This is a genomic window from Flectobacillus sp., assembly GCF_049240685.1.
Taxonomy (GTDB): domain Bacteria; phylum Bacteroidota; class Bacteroidia; order Cytophagales; family Spirosomataceae; genus Flectobacillus.
On sequence record NZ_JBMLSD010000027.1, the window covers coordinates 1 to 19,406 of the forward strand.

Genomic DNA, 19,406 nt, shown 5'->3' on the forward strand with positions numbered 1-19,406 from the left:
CTCATGAAGTAATAAAAACTTTTTTGCCTAATGCTTACAGCTTACTGCCTAAAGCGTATTAATGCAACGTTATTTTGCATGAAGTAAAAGGAAAGATTAAATTAATAGTATATCTGAGGCAAAATTTGACTAGAATCTTTTGATGATGATTGTCTTCAGATAACCAATATACTATTAACTACTAACGTTTTCCTACTTAATACTTAAGAATAAATAAAAAGGTCTTTATGAGAAACTTTATGTTTTTCACAAAGACCTTTTTTACTTTAATAACCATTAAATAATTTTTTGATTAAAACTTTTAATAATTGAGCGTTCACTCAATTTCTTAGCATATATTCATAAGCAAAAGTACTAGCCTCATAAAAATTACTTCTTAAAATCAGTACTCGATCCCAATCATTAAATCAAATTTGAAGATTATGTCTAAGTTATTATCTTATCTTCTTGCCCTCATTGGGGGACTCTGTCTTTACGACACATCTGCTCAAGATATCAGTAAATATAAGTTTTTAGCTTATGGCGCATTACCTGCTTGGACGGGCGTTGCGGTAGACTGGAACCATACTGCCAAAGTGTACATTTATGACCCCAAAGAAACACGTGGTCATGCCGAATTTGTGAATAAAAAGTTGGGAAGAGCCATTACATTTAAGCAGTTCAAATCATTGACTTCTGCCTCAAAAACACGCCAATATCTTCCATTTTTTGTATATGACCTCAGTGCCAAACCCTACACGGTATCAGGTAAAAAATACACCTATGCCCTACGGGTAGAAGATTATTCGTATGATGACAGTCCAGCCTCGATGACAAGCGCAATACAGAAGTTGACCCAACTGATATCATCAACGTATAACCAGTTTAAGGGAAAACCATTAATTGTCTTAAATACACAAGAAAAACATATTTTGAGCCATAAGACACTTGCCTCGCGCCTTCTCAAACATCAATTACAATCGGTAACAACTATGAGTCTCATTAAGCATTTTAATGGCTTCAAGGTAGAGGTTCTTAATGAAGTAGTAGCAGTAGGCCGATTGGTATATGTTAAAAATGAGAAAAATCTTAGCGAATTGAGTTCCAAAGATATTGCTATTTTTGAGCATATTCCTGAGAGAATACCGCCATTAGCTGGTATTATTACGCTCGAACCACAAACACCTCTTTCGCATGTAAACCTTTTAGCCAAAAATCGTAAAACACTCAATATTTCATTGACAAATCTTTCGGCTTGGCCAGAGTTAAAGGCCAAACTAGGCGAAATGGTTGAAATAAATCCGAAGTTTCAGAAATTGATTATCAAAACTGTCAGTGCAGATTATGCATTTAAGTTTTGGCAAAAAAATCAACCTCAAAAAGTCGATATTCCTAACCCCGAGCTAACTTTCGAATCGACTGTTCCTTTGAATAAAAATTTCAAGCAATATCAAAAAGTTAACCTCATTGGTGCCAAAGCCAATAATTATGCACTAATTCATGAGCTTTTGGGAGAGGAATATGTTTTACCTGCTTATGCCGTTGGTTTTAAACCCTATATGGATTTGTTATCGCAAGGAGCCGATAAAGAAATCAATTTTTTTCTTAGTAAAAAAAGTACTTTAAATAAGGCTGAAAAACAAAAAGCGCTAGCTCGGATTAGAAGTGTAATTAGCAAAAGTACACCAAGTGCTGCCATGCTCGAATCTCTGCGCGGGGTATTGAATAAGTATTTTGCAGGAAAAAAAGTAAAGCTTCGTAGTTCTACCAATTGTGAAGATTTACCCCAATTCAATGGCGCTGGATTATATACTTCCAAAGGGTTTAATGTAGCAGATAACGATAAAGTTTTAGCCGAAAAAATCACCAAAGTTTATGCTTCCTTGTGGAATGATGAAGCATTTGAGGAACGAGAATATTTTGGGATAGACCACAAAAAAGTAGCAATGGCAATTTTGGTCAGTCCAGCCTTCGTGGATGAATATGCCAATGGTGTAATTTTGGTTACACCACACGAAAATAGTGGAAATGTGGATGTGTTAGTCAATACCCAACCAGGCGAAAATGAAGTAGCAAATCCGAAGAAAAATGATAAACCAGAGGCTTTCCTTGTAGGACAAAATGGTGTAGTTAGTTCAGTAAAAAGTCATTCAAATCTCGGTAAGGTATTTATCGGAAATGAACAAGTTGCTGCATTGCTAAAAGTCTTGAGAATCAATGCCATCAAAGTACACCAAGCCCTAATGAATCGTCAGAAAGAATCGGGCGATAAGCAGCTTTACAGTACCGATATCGAATTTAAAGTGGTAAAAAATGCCGATAGCCAATATTTCCTGTATTTCAAACAGGCTCGATTATTACGTAATCATATTTTGCCTGAGTAAGGTATGTTATATTTCACTCGTAGAGACGCAATGATTGCGTCTCAAACCAAGTGAAATCTAGCATGATAGCATCAAAAAAGCGGTCAGAAAATATTTTTCTGACCGCTTTTTTGATGGATTTTATGTTGGACTTGGCTTTAGACATAAAGTTTACGTCTCGACAAGTGAAATTTCAATAATCAATCAAACCCTAAACGATAGTTTTGATTTTTAACTCATCCAATTGTTTTGCATCAATCGTAGATGGTGAGTCAATCATTACATCGCGTCCTGAGTTGTTTTTCGGGAAAGCAATAAAGTCACGAATTGAGTCAGAACCACCAAATAATGAGCAAAGACGGTCGAAACCAAAGGCCAAACCACCGTGAGGAGGAGCGCCGTATTCGAAGGCATCCATCAAGAAACCAAACTGGTGTTTTGCTTCCTCGTCAGAGAATCCAAGTGTTTCAAACATTTTAGCTTGAAGGTCTTTTTGGAAAATACGAATAGAACCACCACCAACTTCGACACCGTTGATAACCATATCGTAAGCATTGGCACGAATTTTACCTAAATCACCTGATTTCAAGAATTCGATATCTTCTGGCTTAGGAGACGTGAATGGGTGGTGCATGGCAAACCAACGATTTTCCTCTTCGCTATGCTCCAACAATGGGAAGTCAACAACCCAGTGTACCGAGTATTCGTTAGGATTACGCAAGCCCAAACGGTTACCCATTTCCAAACGCAATTCGTTTAATTGCTTTCTTGGTTTGTCGCCATCGCCACACAAAATCAACAATAAATCGCCTGGTTGTGCATTGGCTGCTTCAATCCATTTTTTCAAATCCTCTTCCGAATAGAATTTATCTACCGAAGATTTGATTGAACCGTCAGCATTGTAACGTACATAAATCAAGCCTTTAGCGCCGATTTGAGGACGTTTTACAAAATCCGTTAATTCGTCTACTTGCTTACGAGTGTATTCGGCGCAACCTTTTGCATTGATACCAACCACTACTGATGCAGCATCGAATACTGGGAAGTTTTTATCAGAAGTTAAATCAACTTCTTCGCTTTTCAACTCATAAAACTCCATACCAAAACGAATATCTGGTTTGTCAGAACCATAATATTTCATGGCATGAGCATACGTCATACGAGGAATTTCGTTGATTTCAAGCCCTTTCAAGTTTTGGAATAATTGACGAATCAAACCTTCGAACATTTGAAGAATATCTTCTTGCTCGATAAATGACATTTCGCAGTCGATTTGAGTAAACTCAGGCTGACGGTCTGCACGTAAGTCTTCGTCACGGAAACATTTTACGATTTGGAAGTAACGGTCAAAACCCGAAACCATCAAAAGCTGCTTAAATGTTTGTGGCGACTGAGGCAAAGCATAAAACTCACCTGGGTTCATACGTGAAGGAACTACAAAGTCACGCGCACCTTCTGGCGTAGATTTAATCAAAACAGGTGTTTCTACTTCGATAAATCCTTGCTTGTCGAGGTACGAGCGTACTTCTTGAGCCATTTTATGACGCAAAATCAAGTTCTGGCGAACAGGATTACGACGTAAATCTAGGTAACGATATTTCATACGAATATCATCGCCACCATCTGTTTCATCTTCAATTAAGAATGGAGGAAGTTTGGCAGGGTTCAAAATGCTTAACTCTGTTACCTTCACTTCAATATCTCCAGTAGGTAATTTATCATTTTTTGAAAGACGCTCAACTACAGTTCCTGTCACCGAAATCACAAATTCACGTCCAAGCGAACGAGCAGTTTCGATAGCTTCTTTTGGCGTTTTACCCTCTTCCAACATCAATTGGGTAATACCATAGCGGTCACGGAGGTCAATCCAAATCATACCACCTTTGTCGCGAGTACGTTGTACCCATCCACAAAGCGTTACGATTTCATTTACGTTAGCGATACGAAGTTCGCCGTTGTTATGAGTTCTTAACATAAGTTTTTGATACGGACGGTATTGTCCGTCTATGTAATCTCTTATTTATGAAAAAATATGGACATACCTGTCCGAGCTAAATAATTCGCAAAATTACAGAATTTGTAGGGTGTCACCCAAAAGAATTTAAAATCTATTTGAGTAGAATCTGTAACTTTCTTTAGGATTTGTAAAAAAATGCCAAGAAAGAAGAGCCTTCTCGCAAGTATTTGTAGGGTCCGAGGTATTGTCTTTTTATTTTTTATGGAAAAAAATCATATTTAAGAAAAAAGAACAAGGACGTATAAACCTCAAACATTCCTACTTATCAATAGTTTCATTAGTGAGGAAAAGGTGATATTTGAAGAGAAAATCCTAACAAAAAAAGAATGAAAAAAGTCGCAATTATAGGAGCAGGTATAGCAGGAATTGCTTCGGCTATTCGATTGGCACACAAAGGATATGCCGTAGAAGTGTTTGAAGCAAACGAATATGCAGGTGGAAAACTTAGTAGTTTTGAGCAAAATGGCTACCGATTTGATGCAGGGCCATCGCTATTTACCTTGCCACATTTGGTAGAAGAACTATTCCAGTTAGTAGGGAAAAAAGCGTCTGATTTTTTTGAATATGAGCGACTATCTACGATTTGTCATTATTTCTGGGAAGACGGAACTCGACTAAATGCATACGCTGAACCTCCCAAATTTGCACAAGAAGTGGAAAAGGTTCTGGGTATTTCGGCAGCGAAAGTAGAAGAGTTTTTAAAAGATAGTGCATTCAAATATGAAGTCTTGGACGGGTTGTTCCTGCAAGATTCTTTACACAAGTTATCCACATGGACTTCAAAAAAAGCCCTACGAGGATACCTCAATCTTCCTAAACTTGGCATTTTTGGAACGATGAATCATGCCAACGAAAAGTATTTTCAACATCCCAAATTGGTACAACTTTTCAATAGATATGCAACCTACAATGGTTCAGATCCCTATCAAACTCCTGCAACATTGAATATTATTCCCCATTTGGAATATAATGTGGGTGCTTTTTTTCCAAAAAAAGGAATGGTCGATATTACCAATGTACTTGTCGATTTGGCAAAATCAATTGGAGTTAAATTCCATTTTCAACATCGAGTAAAAGAAATTCTTACCCAAAATCAGCAAATAAAAGGGATTCGTGTTGTATCTCAAGAGAGAGAAGAGCAAGAGCTCTTCTTCGATAAGGTGGTTTCTAATATGGATGTTACCCATACCTATCGCAAATTATTACCACAATTGCCTCATCCTGATAAACTGTTAAATCAACCCAAATCTAGCTCAGGTGTAATTTTTTATTGGGGAGTAAAAAAGGCTTTTCCCGAATTAGGGCTTCATAACATTCTATTTAGCGATGATTACAGGGAGGAGTTTCGAGTGATGTTTGAGGATAAAAAGATTTTCAAGGACCCAACAGTTTATATCAATATTAGTTCCAAACATAAGCCAGACGACGCACCAGAGGGTTGCGAAAACTGGTTTGTACTTATCAATGCACCAGCCAACGAAGGACAAGATTGGGATAAATTGATTCAAGACCTGCGCCAGCAAGTCATCGATAAAGTATCTAGAGTTTTATCTTGTAACCTAGCATCTCTTATTGAAACGGAGGCTATTCTTGACCCAAGAAGTATTGAACTAAAAACATCTTCGGCACAAGGAGCCTTGTATGGAAACTCGTCAAACAATAAATATGCGGCGTTTTTGAGGCATGCCAATTTTTCAAAAACTATCAAAGAATTATATTTTGTCGGAGGAAGCGTGCACCCAGGCGGAGGAATTCCTCTGGCCTTATCTTCGGCCAAAATCATGGCAAAGGAACTTTGAAATACCTACTTGTTTACTTAGTTAAAGTTTCGGAACTTTGCCCAATCAAAACAAAACCTTTAGGTTTTTGAAAAACAAGATTTAGCTATAACAAAATGATTCAACGTACACAAAGTCTTTTATTGGCATTAGTAGTAATTGCCATGGGAGTTGTAATTAGTAGCCCAATTTGGGAAAAAAGTAGTGCTGCACTCAATCAGAAAGTCGTATTGACAGCCAAAGCTTTGGAGCATACACAAGGCGCGACCACCGTAAGCTCAAGCACGATTTATATTGCAATTTTGGCTGGATTAGCAGCGCTTATTGCAGCATTTTCTATATCTCAGTACAAGAAAAGAGTCTTACAAATGTCACTAGGCGCTTTAAACTCGGCTATTTTGGCGGGTGTATTAGGCGCTAGTTTTTTCAATGTTTTCAAAGGAGGTATCCCACTTTTCGAACCAGAAAACCAAGGTAATTATGCTTTAGGTTTTTATGCTGGCGTAGTTGCTCTACTAGCGAATATGATTGCCAATCGTCTAATTCGCCGCGACGAAATGCTAGTGCGCTCAGCAGATAGAATGAGATAGTTGTAAGTGTGGAGTTTAGAGTGTAGAGTGCTGAGTTTTTAAAATAAATGAACGCTATATTATGATAAATCTTATTTGGTGATGGTCAGTAGAGACGCAATGCTTGCGTCTCAATGCTTGCGTCTCAAACCAAGCAAATCTAGCATGATAGCCTCAAAAAAGGGGTCGGGAAATATATTCCGACCCCTTTTTTATGAAAATTATCGAGGATAATCCCAATCTTACAATTTGGGATGACACATGTTTTTGATGAATGATTTGATGATAAGTCTAATTTCAAAGTTTGGAATGACTCAGATTTATCTCGAAAAAGATAACAAGAAATCTTTTACATCCACTCTTTGCCTAGTGCCTGTTGCCTGACCCCTAACAGAATTAAACCAGCCCCTCCTTCAACAAATCATGCAAGTGCACAAAACCGATAGGTTTTTGATTTTCTAGTACGACTAAAGAAGTGATATTTTTCGCCTGCATAACTTGAAGCGCTTCGGTAGCGTAAGCATCAGGTTCGATGGTTTTGGGGTTGGCAGTCATAATATCCTTCGCTTCCAAACCTGTCAAAACCTCATGTTTATTCAACATTCTACGAACGTCACCATCGGTAATAATACCCGCCAAAGTACCGTCTGCATTGACAACGGCAGTTGCCCCCAATCGTTTTGAGCTGATTTCGACAATAGCATCTTTGATAGACGTATTGAATTGCACAATCGGCAAGTCATGATTTGGATAAATATCACTTACTTTCAAGTATAATTTTTTACCTAAAGCACCACCAGGGTGGTATTTTGCAAAGTCGGTACTACTAAAACCACGACATTCTAATAGGCATACCGCCAAGGCGTCCCCTAGCGCAAGTGCTACCGTTGTACTAGTAGTAGGTGCTAGGTTGAGCAAATCGGCCTCACGTTCGGCTAAAGCATGCAAAATAAAATCAGCATTTTTTCCTAAATATGACTGAGGATTTGAAACCATCGCGATGAGTTTCACCCCTGTACGCTTAATTAGCGGCACAAGCACCTTGATTTCGGGCGTATCACCCGATTTGGAAATACACATTACGGAATCTCCCTCCTGAATCATACCAAGGTCGCCATGAATAGCGTCAGCAGCATGCATAAATAAAGCTGGCGTACCTGTCGAATTAAGCGTTGCAACGATTTTTTGAGCAATGATTGCAGATTTACCAATACCTGTAATCACAAAGCGACCGCGACTGTTAAGTAAGTGATTTACACATGATTCAAAATCTGAATCAATTTTATCAATAATTTTTTGTATCGCTTCGGCTTCTTCCTGCAAAACTTTTTTTGCTGTTGATTGAATATTTTTTACTAATTTCAATTTTAGAAACGGTTTTTAATGACTGGTTTTGTATTAATTTTAGTGCAAAGATAAACTATTATATAAGTACAGTCTCACAACCACCAAATATCAATTTTATTCATAACCTCAAATAAGTTTGAAGACAATGAGTGTTAGTCAAGAGACCACCGACTTGTTGAAGGAAAAACTCAAGGAAACCTTCGGTTACAGCCAGTTCCGTGGCGAGCAGGAAGATATCATTAAGAATACTTTAGCAGGAAAAAATACTTTCGTAATCATGCCAACAGGGGCAGGCAAGTCATTGTGTTATCAATTACCAGCCATAGCCACTGAGGGTACTGCTATTGTTATTTCTCCATTGATTGCATTGATGAAAAACCAAGTGGATCAAATGAACGCTTTTGGTATCAATGCACAGTTTTTGAACTCGTCGCTCAATAAGGCTGAGATGACGAAAGTGAAAAACGACGTAATCAGTGGTCTGGTGAAATTGTTATACATTGCTCCTGAATCTTTGACCAAAGAAGATAATCTTGCTTTCTTGAAGCAAGCAAAAATCTCTTTTGTTGCCATCGACGAAGCGCACTGTATCTCTGAATGGGGACACGATTTCAGACCAGAATATCGCCGAATTCGCAGTATTGTCGAAAGTCTTGACAATACTTTGCCAATTATTGCGCTCACTGCAACTGCTACACCAAAGGTGCAACAGGATATTCAGAAAAACCTGAATATGGATGATGCCACTTTGTTTAAGTCGTCTTTCAACCGCAAAAATTTGTATTACGAAATCCGTGCTAAGCGTGATGATATTGATAAACAAATTATCAAGTTTATCAAAGCTAATCATGGAAAGGCAGGTATTATCTACTGTCTGAGCCGCAAAAAAGTAGAAGAAGTAGCCGAGGTACTGAATGTAAACGGCATCAAGGCGCTTCCGTATCATGCAGGATTAGATAGCGATATTCGTATGGCCAACCAAGAAGCCTTCTTGAATGAGGAAGCTGAAGTAATGGTCGCTACGATTGCCTTTGGTATGGGTATCGACAAGCCAGACGTTCGTTTTGTTATCCACTACGATGCGCCAAAATCATTGGAGGGATACTACCAAGAAACAGGTCGTGCGGGTCGCGATGGTTTGGAGGGTATTTGTATCATGTTCTATGCCAAAGAGGACATCAACAAGCTGGATAAGTTTAACAAAGACAAAACTATCAACGAGCGCGATAATGCTCGTATGCTTTTGAACGAGATGGTATCTTACTCTACTTTGGGTATCTGCCGTCGTCGACAGTTGCTACACTATTTTGGTGAGCATGTAGAGAAAGATTGTGGCTATTGTGACAACTGTAAAAAACCAACACCAAAGTTCAAAGTCGAACAAGAGGTTGTTTTGGCCTTACAAGCAGCCCTCATGACAGGTGAGCGTTTCGATGCACAACACTTGGCAGATGTATTGCTTGGTCACAAAAACCAATATGTAACAAGTTATGAGCATCATAAATTAGACATCTTTGGAAAAGGGAAAAACTATTTCAAACTTCAAGCCGACGACGATGAGGATGAAGAAGATGAAGAGGACGAAGAAGTAGAATACTCAGACGAGGAAGATGAGGATGGAAATCCGATTCCGAAACCCAAAGCAAAAAAAGCACCAAAGACAAATAAGAAAAAAACGCACCAGCAAGAGCCTGTAGAACAATGGCTGTCGGTTATTCGTCAAATCACCGTATTGGGATACTTAGAAAAAGATATTGAAAACTATGGTATCTTAAAAGTATCTGAAAAAGGTCATGCTTTCTTGAAGGATTCTTTCCCATTAACGCTTTCGAAAGATCATGACTACGAAAACGAGCATATTGAGGAAGAAGATGAAAAAGAATCACTAGCTGGCGGTGGCGGTTCGTATGATGCTGCGTTGTTCGAATTACTGAAAAACCTTAGAAAGAAAATTGCGAAAGACAAAAATTTGCCTCCTTACGTAATTTTCCAAGACCCTTCACTCGAAGAAATGGCTACCACGTATCCTACTACCAAAGAGGATATGGCGCAAATCAACGGTGTGGGTATGGGTAAAGTGGTAAAATTTGGTCGTCCGTTTATTGACTTAATCAAAAAGTACGTAGAGGACAACGAAATAGAAACTGCCACTGAAGTAGTCGTAAAATCGACAGTTAATAAGTCAAAAATCAAAATTCATATTATCCAGCAGGTAGACCGCAAAGTAGATTTGGACATCATTGCCGAACAGAAAGAATTGGCAATGGAAGACCTCATCGAAGAAATTGAGCATATCTGTTATTCGGGAACAAAACTCAACTTGGATTATTATATCAATCAAGTAGTTGAGCCCGACAAGCAAGACGAAATTTATGACTATTTCTTGCATGCCGAAACCGATAATATTGCAGTAGCATTAGAAAAATGTGGAATTGATGATATTACAGAGGAAGAGTTGCGTTTGATGAGAATTAAATTCTTGAGCGAACTAGCCAACTAGATTGTCAAAAAAACAATAACGAAGAGGTATTAAGAAAGCCTTGTATTTGCATTTTATTAAACAAACTATCGTTTTAAGAAATAAAAAGTAAGCCAAATGTGTTTACCATTTATTGCTTGAAGAACATCTCTCAAATCTTCCAGTTAATAAGATTCTGAGTGGTTTTGTTAAAAATGCAGTGCTAGGATTTCATAAATGCCTCTTTGTGCGTTAATTTTGTTATCCCTTTGTACTCAATTCAATTTCAAACAAATAGTCTTAATTGAAGGCTGTTTATTTTAGATTAACCAATTCAATGAATATACTAATTTTAGGCTCGGGCGGACGTGAACACGCATTTGCTTGGAAAATCGCTCAAAGCCCTCTTTGCGATAAATTATTCGTAGCTCCAGGTAATGCTGGTACGGCTGCTATTGCTACAAACTTGGCTGTTGGCTACAATGATTTCGAAAAAATCGCAGAGCAAGTTCTAGAAAATCAAATCGAACTTGTAATCGTAGGCCCAGAAGAACCTCTTGTAAAAGGCGTTCGCGATTATTTTGCCAGTCGCGAAGATTTACAACATGTGCTGATGGTAGGCCCAGATTCAAAAGGCGCTATGCTCGAAGGTTCGAAAGATTTCTCGAAAAACTTCATGGTAAAATATGGTATTCCTACTGCTAAATCTCAAACTTTCACAAAAGATACTTTAGAAGATGGATTAGCTTATTTGGCTACTCAAAAACTTCCAATTGTATTGAAAGCCGATGGCTTGGCAGCTGGAAAAGGTGTAATTATTGCCCAAACATTAGAAGAAGCTCAAACATCACTTTCAGAAATGCTTGTTGACGCCAAATTTGGCGATGCTAGTAGCAAAGTAGTAATTGAAGAGTTTTTGACAGGTATTGAGCTTTCTGTATTTGTACTTACTGACGGAGATTCTTACAAGATTCTTCCTGAAGCAAAAGATTACAAACGTATCGGCGAAGCTGATACGGGTTTAAATACTGGTGGTATGGGTGCTGTTTCTCCAGTACCTTTTGCGACCGAAAAATTTATGCATGCCGTTGAAGAAACTATCGTTAAACCTACGCTTTCAGGCTTGAAAGAAGAAGGTATTAAATACAACGGTTTTATCTTTATCGGTTTGATGAATCACGAAGGAGAACCTATCGTGATTGAATACAATGCACGTATGGGCGACCCAGAAACAGAGGTTGTTCTACCACGTATCGAGTCAGATTTATTAACCCTCATGATAGCAACAGCAAAAGGCGAATTGGGTGAGGCCGAATTTTCGGTTAGCAAACAGCACGCCGTAACTACCGTAGTAGTAGCAGGTGGCTATCCGGGTGACTATAACAAAGGTGATGTAATTGTAGGTTACGAAAACGTAGAAGATGCCTCAATTTTCCATGCTGGTACAAAACTTGATGGAAACCTTGTTGTGACGAATGGTGGTAGAGTAATGGCTCTGACTGGAATGTCTAATACATTAGAAAGAGCTATCCAAAAATCACAAAAAGCGGCCAGTACTATCTCATTTGAAGGTAAGTATTATCGTCGCGATATTGGTTTGGACGTGCTCAGGTATAGTTAGTCGCTGAGTTTCTTGATGAACCTAAACAAAACAAGATAAGCAAAAGAAAACCCGAAATAGGTGCTCCTGAGCCGCCTCTTGATTTTGACCAAGTTCCAAAAGACATCAGTGTTTCACTGAGTTTTGAGCCATAGTAAAAAAGATTTTAGGAAATATCTTCCCAAATCAAACCTTACTTTTCCTCATTATCTCGTTCACTTTTGAAGATATATGGGATGCAAATCATGTTCCACAGGTAGTTGTGGTACTCGTAATAACAATGGTGCTGTAAGTGGCTGCAAAAACAATGGCGCTTGCGGTACAGGCGGGTGTAATAAAATGAACGTATTTGACTGGTTGTCGAATATGGAAGTGCCCGCATTTAGTAAGTTTAATATCATTGAGGTAAAATTTAAGGGTGGTCGTAAAGAATATTTTCGAAATGTGAGTCAAATCGAACTATTTGCTGGCGACCCCGTTATCGTAGATGTTCCAAACGGTCATCATCTTGGCTTCGTTTCATTACAGGGCGAATTAGTTCGCCTGCAAATGTTGAAAAAAAATATTAAAGATGATGAAAATGTACGTGTAGTCTATCGCAAAGCCAATGATAAAGACTTGGAAAAACATGAGCAGGCTATTGCTCGTGATTTACCAACGATGTATCGTACCCGCGAGATTATCAAAGAACTTAAATTGGACATGAAGTTGTCTGATGTAGAGTTTCAATCAGATAATACCAAAGCGATATTTTATTATTCATCCGACGACCGTGTTGACTTTCGTGAGCTTATCAAAATTTTGGCAAGCGAGTTTAAGGTCCGAGTAGAAATGAAGCAAATTTCTCTGCGCCAAGAAGCTGCTCGTGTTGGAGGTATTGGCGTATGTGGCCGTGAGCTTTGTTGCTCGACGTGGCTGACCGACTTCAAGAACGTAACCACCTCGGCAGCTCGTTATCAAAATCTTTCATTGAATCCTGTAAAACTATCAGGACAATGTGGCCGTTTGAAATGTTGTCTCAACTATGAGCTTGAGACTTATATGGATGCCCTCAAAGATATCCCAACGATTGAGAAGCCTCTACAAACTTTAAAAGGCGAAGCTCTTTTACAAAAAACAGACATTTTTAAGCGTGTCATGTGGTTTGGATATCGTGGAGAGGAAAGCAACTGGATTCCAGTGACGGTCGATAAAGTGAGAGAGATTGTTGAACTCAATGAAAAGGGAATTCAACCTCAATCGCTTGATGTACTCGAAAATACTCCTGCCTCTTTGGATTTGGATAAGCCTATTTCTGGTTTGAATGCTGACTTAGACAAAATGGATAAGAAATACAGCAACAACAAGAAGAAACCTCAAAATAAGGCCAAACAAAACGAAAGATACCAAGATTCAAGGGTGGAGCGCAAAGAGCACAAACATGAAAGAAAGGATACTCGTCTTGAGGTGTCGGATAAAAAGGATAAGCCTGTAAATGTTGATAAAAAGCCTCAACAGCCCCAAAACAACAATAATAACAATGGCCATAAAGGGAATAATCAGCATAAGCATCAAGCAAATAAAAACCCTCAAGCTAAGGCTCAACCACAACCAGCCAACAATGCTCCTAAAGGAAATCCAAACCAACAAGCGAGCAACACAAACCAGCAGCAAGGAGGACAACCAGCCAAACAGGCCAACAATAAGCCTCCACAGCAAAACCCTCAGGGAGCCAATAAGAATGGGAAGGGAAATAATAATCGCCCTCCGCATCAACACAAAAATGGGAAGAACGACAACAATAAACCTCCCCAAAAATAGTTGAACAATTGGTACCCATTTTCACGGTGAAGAAGGTCAACTCATCATTTATATAAAAAAGGAGTTTGGGCGAGAAATGACACATTTCAACTCCAGCTCCTTTTTTTAATCCACTGTAATCTTATGTTCCTCAGAAGTTTGAAATCGAAAATAGTAATCGGAAGTGCTTTGGTAGCAACAGTGTTGTTGGGATGTGATTCAAATACAATTTTGAAAGATAATTACAACATTACTGATGCCAAATGGTTTATTAAGGATACTCCTGAGTTCGAATTCAACGTCGATGATACCTCCGCGACTTATAATGTGTTTTATAATGTTCGCAATAATCGTTCATACCCTTATTATAACCTTTATTTAACCCATTATCTATCAGACGATAAAGGGAAAATCATTCATCAAAAATTAGATGAATTGGTGCTCTTTGACCCAAGTACAGGAAAAAAATTGGGAGAAGGTTTAGGGGATGTTTATGACCATAAAATCTTGGCATTCAAGAATTTTACTTTTCCTAAAAAAGGAAAATATAAAATTCAAGTAAAACAATATATGAGACAAAACCCATTAGCAGATATTGTTAGTGTAGGTTTTACCATAGAAAAAGTAAATATTAAGTAAAAAGTTGAGTGCGCTAAGCAAAAGGTATTTGGCAAATAGTTTTAACATTTTTCAATAACTACAGTTAAGTTTTTTGCCAAATGCCCCTTCCCGAAAGCCAAATTTGTAAGGCTTTTGGCAAAAACTTATATACCCACTCACTGGATTTAAGTAGATACTAATCACATGCAAAAATTTTTACCACTGTTTCCGCTCAATTTGGTGGTTTTTCCCTTGGAAGACCTTAATCTTCATATTTTTGAACCTCGTTATCGCCAATTGATAAAAGATGCTGTTTTGCATGATTCGAGTTTTGGAATTCCAGCATTTATAGATGGTAAAATGCAAGGTTTTGGCACAGAGGTGAAAATAGTATCAGTCTATAAAGTATATGAAGATGGAAGAATGGATATTAAAACTCAAGGCGTAAGAGTGTTTAGAATCTTAGATTTTCAGAATCCAGTAGAAGGAAAACTATATGCTGGTGGAGATGTCGAAACGTTGAAAGACCCTGAAATTAAGCCTCCTGTCCTTCCTAAATTGATAGAACAAATAGCAGACCTGTATACTTTATTGAATGAGGAAAATAAATTTAATCCTCAAAAACCGCAGCCTTATTCCTATCAAATCGCTCACAAAATTGGCTTATCTATTGAGAAAGAATATGAACTACTAAAAATGCCTACTGAAACTGAAAGACAGGCCTATATATCGGCACATCTCGACAAAGTTTTACCTGTTTTGCATGAACTAGAGCGAACCAAAGAACGTATTCGTATGAATGGTCACTTTAAAAATTTAGATCCACTAAATTTTTAACCAAGTTTATAACCTCAAACACGATTTTTTATGAAGTCTCGACCAACCCCCGAACAACTTTCTAATAGTACTGAGTTTGAACTAATCGATGCCTTTCATATCGATGAAATGGGGGCGTTTTTGTCAAGAGAAATGAATGCAGGTACCTCTGAAAATACGACTAAACCCTTGTCGAAATATTTGGCTTTGGCGCTCTTCATGGTTTTAGGTGGTATATTGGGCTATGGACTAGTCGCTATTATTCCTGCTGCCCTTCGTGGTGAATGGGGTGGCGCTGGTGCTTTGTTTGGAGGTATAATTTTATTTTTCGTGGTACTTTTACCCCTTCATGAGTTAATACATGGGGCTGTATTCAAAATACTAGGTGCTCCTAAAATAGGCTTTGGCTGGAACTGGAAAGGCATGATGGCCTATGCCTATGCACAAAAGTTTGCCATCAATCTTAAAGAACTTATTTGGTTGGCCATTATGCCATTTGCCGTTATCACTCCTTTATTAGTGATAGCAATTCTCCTTTTTCCTGATTGGCAATTTATCATTATTCTCTTGCTAGCTCTTCATACCATGGGTTGTATAGGCGATTTTATGTTGGTAAAATATGCCCTTCGTAACAAACACCGTGATATATATACCTACGACGATATAGAGGGAAAAGGCGAATCGTACTTTTATGAAAAAGTTTCGAAAAAATAGAAATGTTAGCACTGGGATATCAGCTTTCAGCATGGGGCTTAACGGATATCTTTCCTAACTAATAGCCCTCATTCAACATTAATATACAAGCTTTAGGTATTAAGCCCCAAAGCTTAGTTGAATTCATGGGAGATTTTTTGGCCGAAAGCCCATTGCTGAAAGCCGAAAGCCAAATTGTTGTGCTTGCCTAATGCCTACGGCTTATAGCCTAGAGCGTATTAATAATTACTCAAAAACTGCACGACATATTCTTTGGACTTGAGTACCTGTTTATGAAACTCTAATTGTTTGGTTGCTTTTTTAATGGAATTCATTTCGGTAATAATACTGATGTCCATCGTTTTGTAATTCCCTTTTCCAAACTGCCAATATGCTCCTGTTTGAATATCTTTTAGTTCTTTTTCCAAAAACAAAATTTGCTTAATCAAAATCTTGTTATAACGCTTAAGTTGTGGTTCGATAAAAGTCTGAGGCTTTTCTTGTTCCGTAATCAGCGTCATTCGAAGCTTCAATAACTCATAAAGGTCGTTTTTGGAATAAGCCTCTGTAATTAAATGCATCAATTGGGTTTTACGAAGCTTTTCCTCCTCGTCTGATTCCAAATCTGGGTGAAATTCCTTTACCAATTCCATATAAATCGAACGAGCGGTTTTGTTGGTAATCGGTGGCAATGTTTCTTCAACTTGCTCAAAAATGCGGTTATCTTGTTCGTTCCATTCTTCAGGAATATCTTCATCATCGTCCTCCTCTTCTGATGGTATATCTACTTCTTGAGAATCTGACATGAGATATTCTTGGTATTTCTCGTACAAAGGCTGTAAATGTTGTAGACCCGAGGCCAACAACTGACTGACCATTGTGGCAATATAGAAGCCTAGTTTATAATTTTCCTCTTCAGTCAAGCGTCCATAATGTGAGTCCAAAATCAAGAGCATATCTCCCAATCGTTGGTTATATTTTCGGTGCAGAGGGGCAATATCTTTAGCAACTTGAACTTCTACAGCACGCTCAAAGGCTTTGGCTTCGGCAACTTCTACTTTGAGTGCTTCCAGCCGTTTGAGGTTTTGTACAAATTGCTTTTGTAGCTTGCTAGTAACTTTATCAAAGGTTTGGGAAGCAATCAAACCTTCATAACGGGTAATGTGATTGGACATGTATTTGGGTACAATAAATTAGGGTGCCGATTTCGACACCCCAATGGTTTTATTCAATTTCTATACTTTCTTTTTCGCCTACTTGCTGGCGCCACATCGCATAATAGAGTCCTTTTTTCTCCAATAGTATTTGATGTGAGCCGTATTCAACAATTTTTCCTTTTTCGAGTACAAAGATATTATCTGCGTGCATAATTGTACTCAATCGGTGGGCAATCAAAATGGTGAGATGCTCGCCATGAACAGATACTTCACGAATCGTTTCCGAAATTTCTTCTTCTGTCAATGAGTCAAGTGCTGAAGTAGCTTCGTCAAAAATCAACAAATGTGGATTACGCAATAAGGCTCTGGCAATACTCAAACGTTGTTTTTCGCCACCCGATACTTTTACACCACCTTCACCAATGACGGTATCGAGACCTTTATCGGCACGAGCTAAAAGTGGCTCGCAAGCAGCCTTTTTCAATACTGCCAAACATTCTTCGTCGGTAGCTTTAGGATTTACAAAAAGTAAATTTTCACGAATTGTACCTGAAAATAATTGCGTATCCTGAGTTACAAAACCGATTTTCTCTCTTAACTGATCAAAATCTATCGTGCGCCCATCATGACCATTGTACAATATTTGGCCATTTTGAGGCTTATATAACCCGACTAATAGTTTTACCAAAGTACTTTTTCCCGAACCCGACGGGCCAACAAAAGCAATTGTTTGTCCTGCTACAGTTTCAAAACTTACTTCACGAAGCGCATTCTTAGAAGCCGACTGATGCTTGAATGAAACATTTTCAAATGCCAATGATTTGATGCTTGGAATAGGCTGTGGAGACGCTGGTTTTACTTCAACAGGGATATCAAATAAAGACTCATAATTTTGTAAAGAAACTTGTGCTTCACGATAGGTATTAATCACATTCCCCATTTCTTGCAGTGGACCAAAAATAAAGAATGAGTAAATATTTAAAGAGAAAAATTGACCAAGTGTAATATCTCCACGATAAATCAAATACATCATAACAAAGGTCAAAATTACTCGAAGTAAATTAACACTTGTACCCTGAATAAACATCATACTACGCACATAACGCACTTTTTTGAGTTCTAGTCCTAAAATCTTTTGCGTTGTGCTATTGAGATGATTGATTTCTTGTTGCGCCAATCCCAAAGATTTTACAAGCTCGATATTGCGTAATGATTCGGTAGTAGAGCCTGCCAAAGCGGTAGACTCTTGAACAATAGATTTTTGGATTACTTTTACTTTTTTACTTAATAACGAACTAATCCAACCGATAAGAGGGCCAATCGTTAAAAACAATGGCACAATTGACCAATGCACCGAAACGGCATATATCGTCACAAATACCAAAGCAACTAAACTCTGGAAAAAGATATTAATACCCGAGGAAATCAGCTTTTCTACATCGACTCTTACCTTCTGAAGTTTACCTAATGTTTCGCCCGAGCGTTGGTCTTCAAAGGTTTCATACGGCAATTCGAGCGAGTGACGAATCCCATCGGCGTACATTTCGGCACCGATTTTTTGAGTTATGGTATTAATAAAATAGTCCTGAAAGTTTTTGGCAACCCTCGACACAAAGGCTACTCCAACAGAGGCACCGAGCAATGGTAAAATAGCTCCTACGAAGTCCTGAAAAGTACTGTTTTTATCCGTAAACTTCGTAGCTACATTGTCTATAATGTGTCTGAAAATCAGCGGGTCTAACAGTGAAAAAACTTGATTAATAATTGCCAGCAATAGCGCTAGCCACACCGTTGTTTGGTATCGTTTAAGATAGGGTAATAGTATTTTCATGATTTGGATATGAGCGATTGTGAATTGGAGAATAAGATAAAATTAAATTGAACTATTGAGCTTTCGGCTTTCAGGTGTCAGCCTTCGGCAGTGAGCTTTGGACAAAAGCATGTCTGTGGATATTACTCTTTGCCTTATGCCTGTTGCCTAGTGCCTGAAAACATAACTAATACGTTAATAGTAGACTTTGACTAAGGATTAACCATAAGGTTTTTAAAATAGTTCTGTAAAAATATCTAGACTTGAGTATTTGAACAAAATTAGATTTAAGTGCTTGGCTTTGGGATGTAAGCCTAAGGCATTAGCAAAAGGTTATTATAATTTCATAAAAACGCCTTATTTTCTCTAGATTACGGCTTAGTGCCTAAAGCCTATTGCCTGAAAATTAAATTTTATTTTGTGTGCTAACTTAAGTAATC

13 protein-coding genes are annotated in these 19,406 nt (G+C 38.1%); 9 read left to right on the forward strand and 4 right to left on the reverse strand.

Features of this window, described 5'->3' with window-relative positions; genetic code table 11:
- Positions 1–422: 422 nt before the first annotated feature.
- Positions 423–2,363: a PEP/pyruvate-binding domain-containing protein gene (locus ACOVQ4_RS01235; RefSeq protein ID WP_421818851.1), complete on the forward strand. Its 1,941-nt coding sequence runs from the start codon at positions 423–425 to the stop codon at positions 2,361–2,363.
- Positions 2,364–2,553: 190 nt separating this feature from the next.
- On the opposite strand, the gene aspS is transcribed toward ACOVQ4_RS01235, so the two are convergent.
- On the reverse strand, positions 2,554–4,317 hold the full coding sequence (gene aspS, locus ACOVQ4_RS01240) for an aspartate--tRNA ligase (protein ID WP_095161234.1): 1,764 nt from the start codon (positions 4,315–4,317) through the stop codon (positions 2,554–2,556).
- 368 nt (positions 4,318–4,685) lie between these two features.
- On the opposite strand from aspS, the gene crtD reads away from it, so the two are divergent.
- Together crtD and ACOVQ4_RS01250 are read left to right on the forward strand one after the other, a co-directional pair.
- Positions 4,686–6,158, forward strand: a complete 1,473-nt coding sequence (crtD, locus tag ACOVQ4_RS01245; RefSeq protein ID WP_421818852.1) for a 1-hydroxycarotenoid 3,4-desaturase CrtD — start codon at positions 4,686–4,688, stop codon at positions 6,156–6,158.
- A gap of 95 nt (positions 6,159–6,253) precedes the next feature.
- Positions 6,254–6,727, forward strand: a complete 474-nt coding sequence (locus tag ACOVQ4_RS01250) for a DUF4293 domain-containing protein (RefSeq protein ID WP_421818853.1) — start codon at positions 6,254–6,256, stop codon at positions 6,725–6,727.
- 375 nt (positions 6,728–7,102) lie between these two features.
- Here ACOVQ4_RS01250 and ACOVQ4_RS01255 read toward each other — a convergent pair whose 3' ends face one another.
- Positions 7,103–8,071: a KpsF/GutQ family sugar-phosphate isomerase gene (locus ACOVQ4_RS01255; protein WP_421818854.1), complete on the reverse strand. Its 969-nt coding sequence runs from the start codon at positions 8,069–8,071 to the stop codon at positions 7,103–7,105.
- 127 nt (positions 8,072–8,198) lie between these two features.
- Between ACOVQ4_RS01255 and ACOVQ4_RS01260 the strand changes: the two genes are divergently transcribed.
- From ACOVQ4_RS01260 to ACOVQ4_RS01285, 6 genes are all read left to right on the forward strand, one after another.
- Entirely contained in the window at positions 8,199–10,553 is a 2,355-nt protein-coding gene (locus ACOVQ4_RS01260; RefSeq protein WP_421818855.1) for a RecQ family ATP-dependent DNA helicase, read from the forward strand.
- A 295-nt stretch (positions 10,554–10,848) separates the two neighbouring features.
- Complete coding sequence (purD, locus tag ACOVQ4_RS01265; RefSeq protein WP_421818856.1) at positions 10,849–12,132, forward strand: phosphoribosylamine--glycine ligase; 1,284 nt, start codon at positions 10,849–10,851, stop codon at positions 12,130–12,132.
- 210 nt (positions 12,133–12,342) lie between these two features.
- Positions 12,343–13,911 (forward strand): regulatory iron-sulfur-containing complex subunit RicT, encoded by a 1,569-nt coding sequence (gene ricT, locus ACOVQ4_RS01270; protein ID WP_421818857.1) that lies wholly within the window; start codon positions 12,343–12,345, stop codon positions 13,909–13,911.
- 123 nt (positions 13,912–14,034) lie between these two features.
- Positions 14,035–14,529 carry a gliding motility lipoprotein GldH gene (locus ACOVQ4_RS01275; protein ID WP_421818858.1) on the forward strand — a complete coding sequence of 165 codons (495 nt, stop codon included), beginning with the start codon at positions 14,035–14,037 and terminating at the stop codon, positions 14,527–14,529.
- A 165-nt stretch (positions 14,530–14,694) separates the two neighbouring features.
- Positions 14,695–15,327 carry an LON peptidase substrate-binding domain-containing protein gene (locus ACOVQ4_RS01280; protein WP_421818859.1) on the forward strand — a complete coding sequence of 211 codons (633 nt, stop codon included), beginning with the start codon at positions 14,695–14,697 and terminating at the stop codon, positions 15,325–15,327.
- A 30-nt stretch (positions 15,328–15,357) separates the two neighbouring features.
- Positions 15,358–16,020 (forward strand): DUF3267 domain-containing protein, encoded by a 663-nt coding sequence (locus ACOVQ4_RS01285; RefSeq protein WP_421818860.1) that lies wholly within the window; start codon positions 15,358–15,360, stop codon positions 16,018–16,020.
- 218 nt (positions 16,021–16,238) lie between these two features.
- Here ACOVQ4_RS01285 and ACOVQ4_RS01290 read toward each other — a convergent pair whose 3' ends face one another.
- Entirely contained in the window at positions 16,239–17,174 is a 936-nt protein-coding gene (locus tag ACOVQ4_RS01290) for a hypothetical protein (protein ID WP_421818861.1), read from the reverse strand.
- Positions 17,175–17,223: 49 nt separating this feature from the next.
- Entirely contained in the window at positions 17,224–18,987 is a 1,764-nt protein-coding gene (locus ACOVQ4_RS01295) for an ABC transporter ATP-binding protein (RefSeq protein ID WP_421818862.1), read from the reverse strand.
- Positions 18,988–19,406 lie beyond the last annotated feature (419 nt).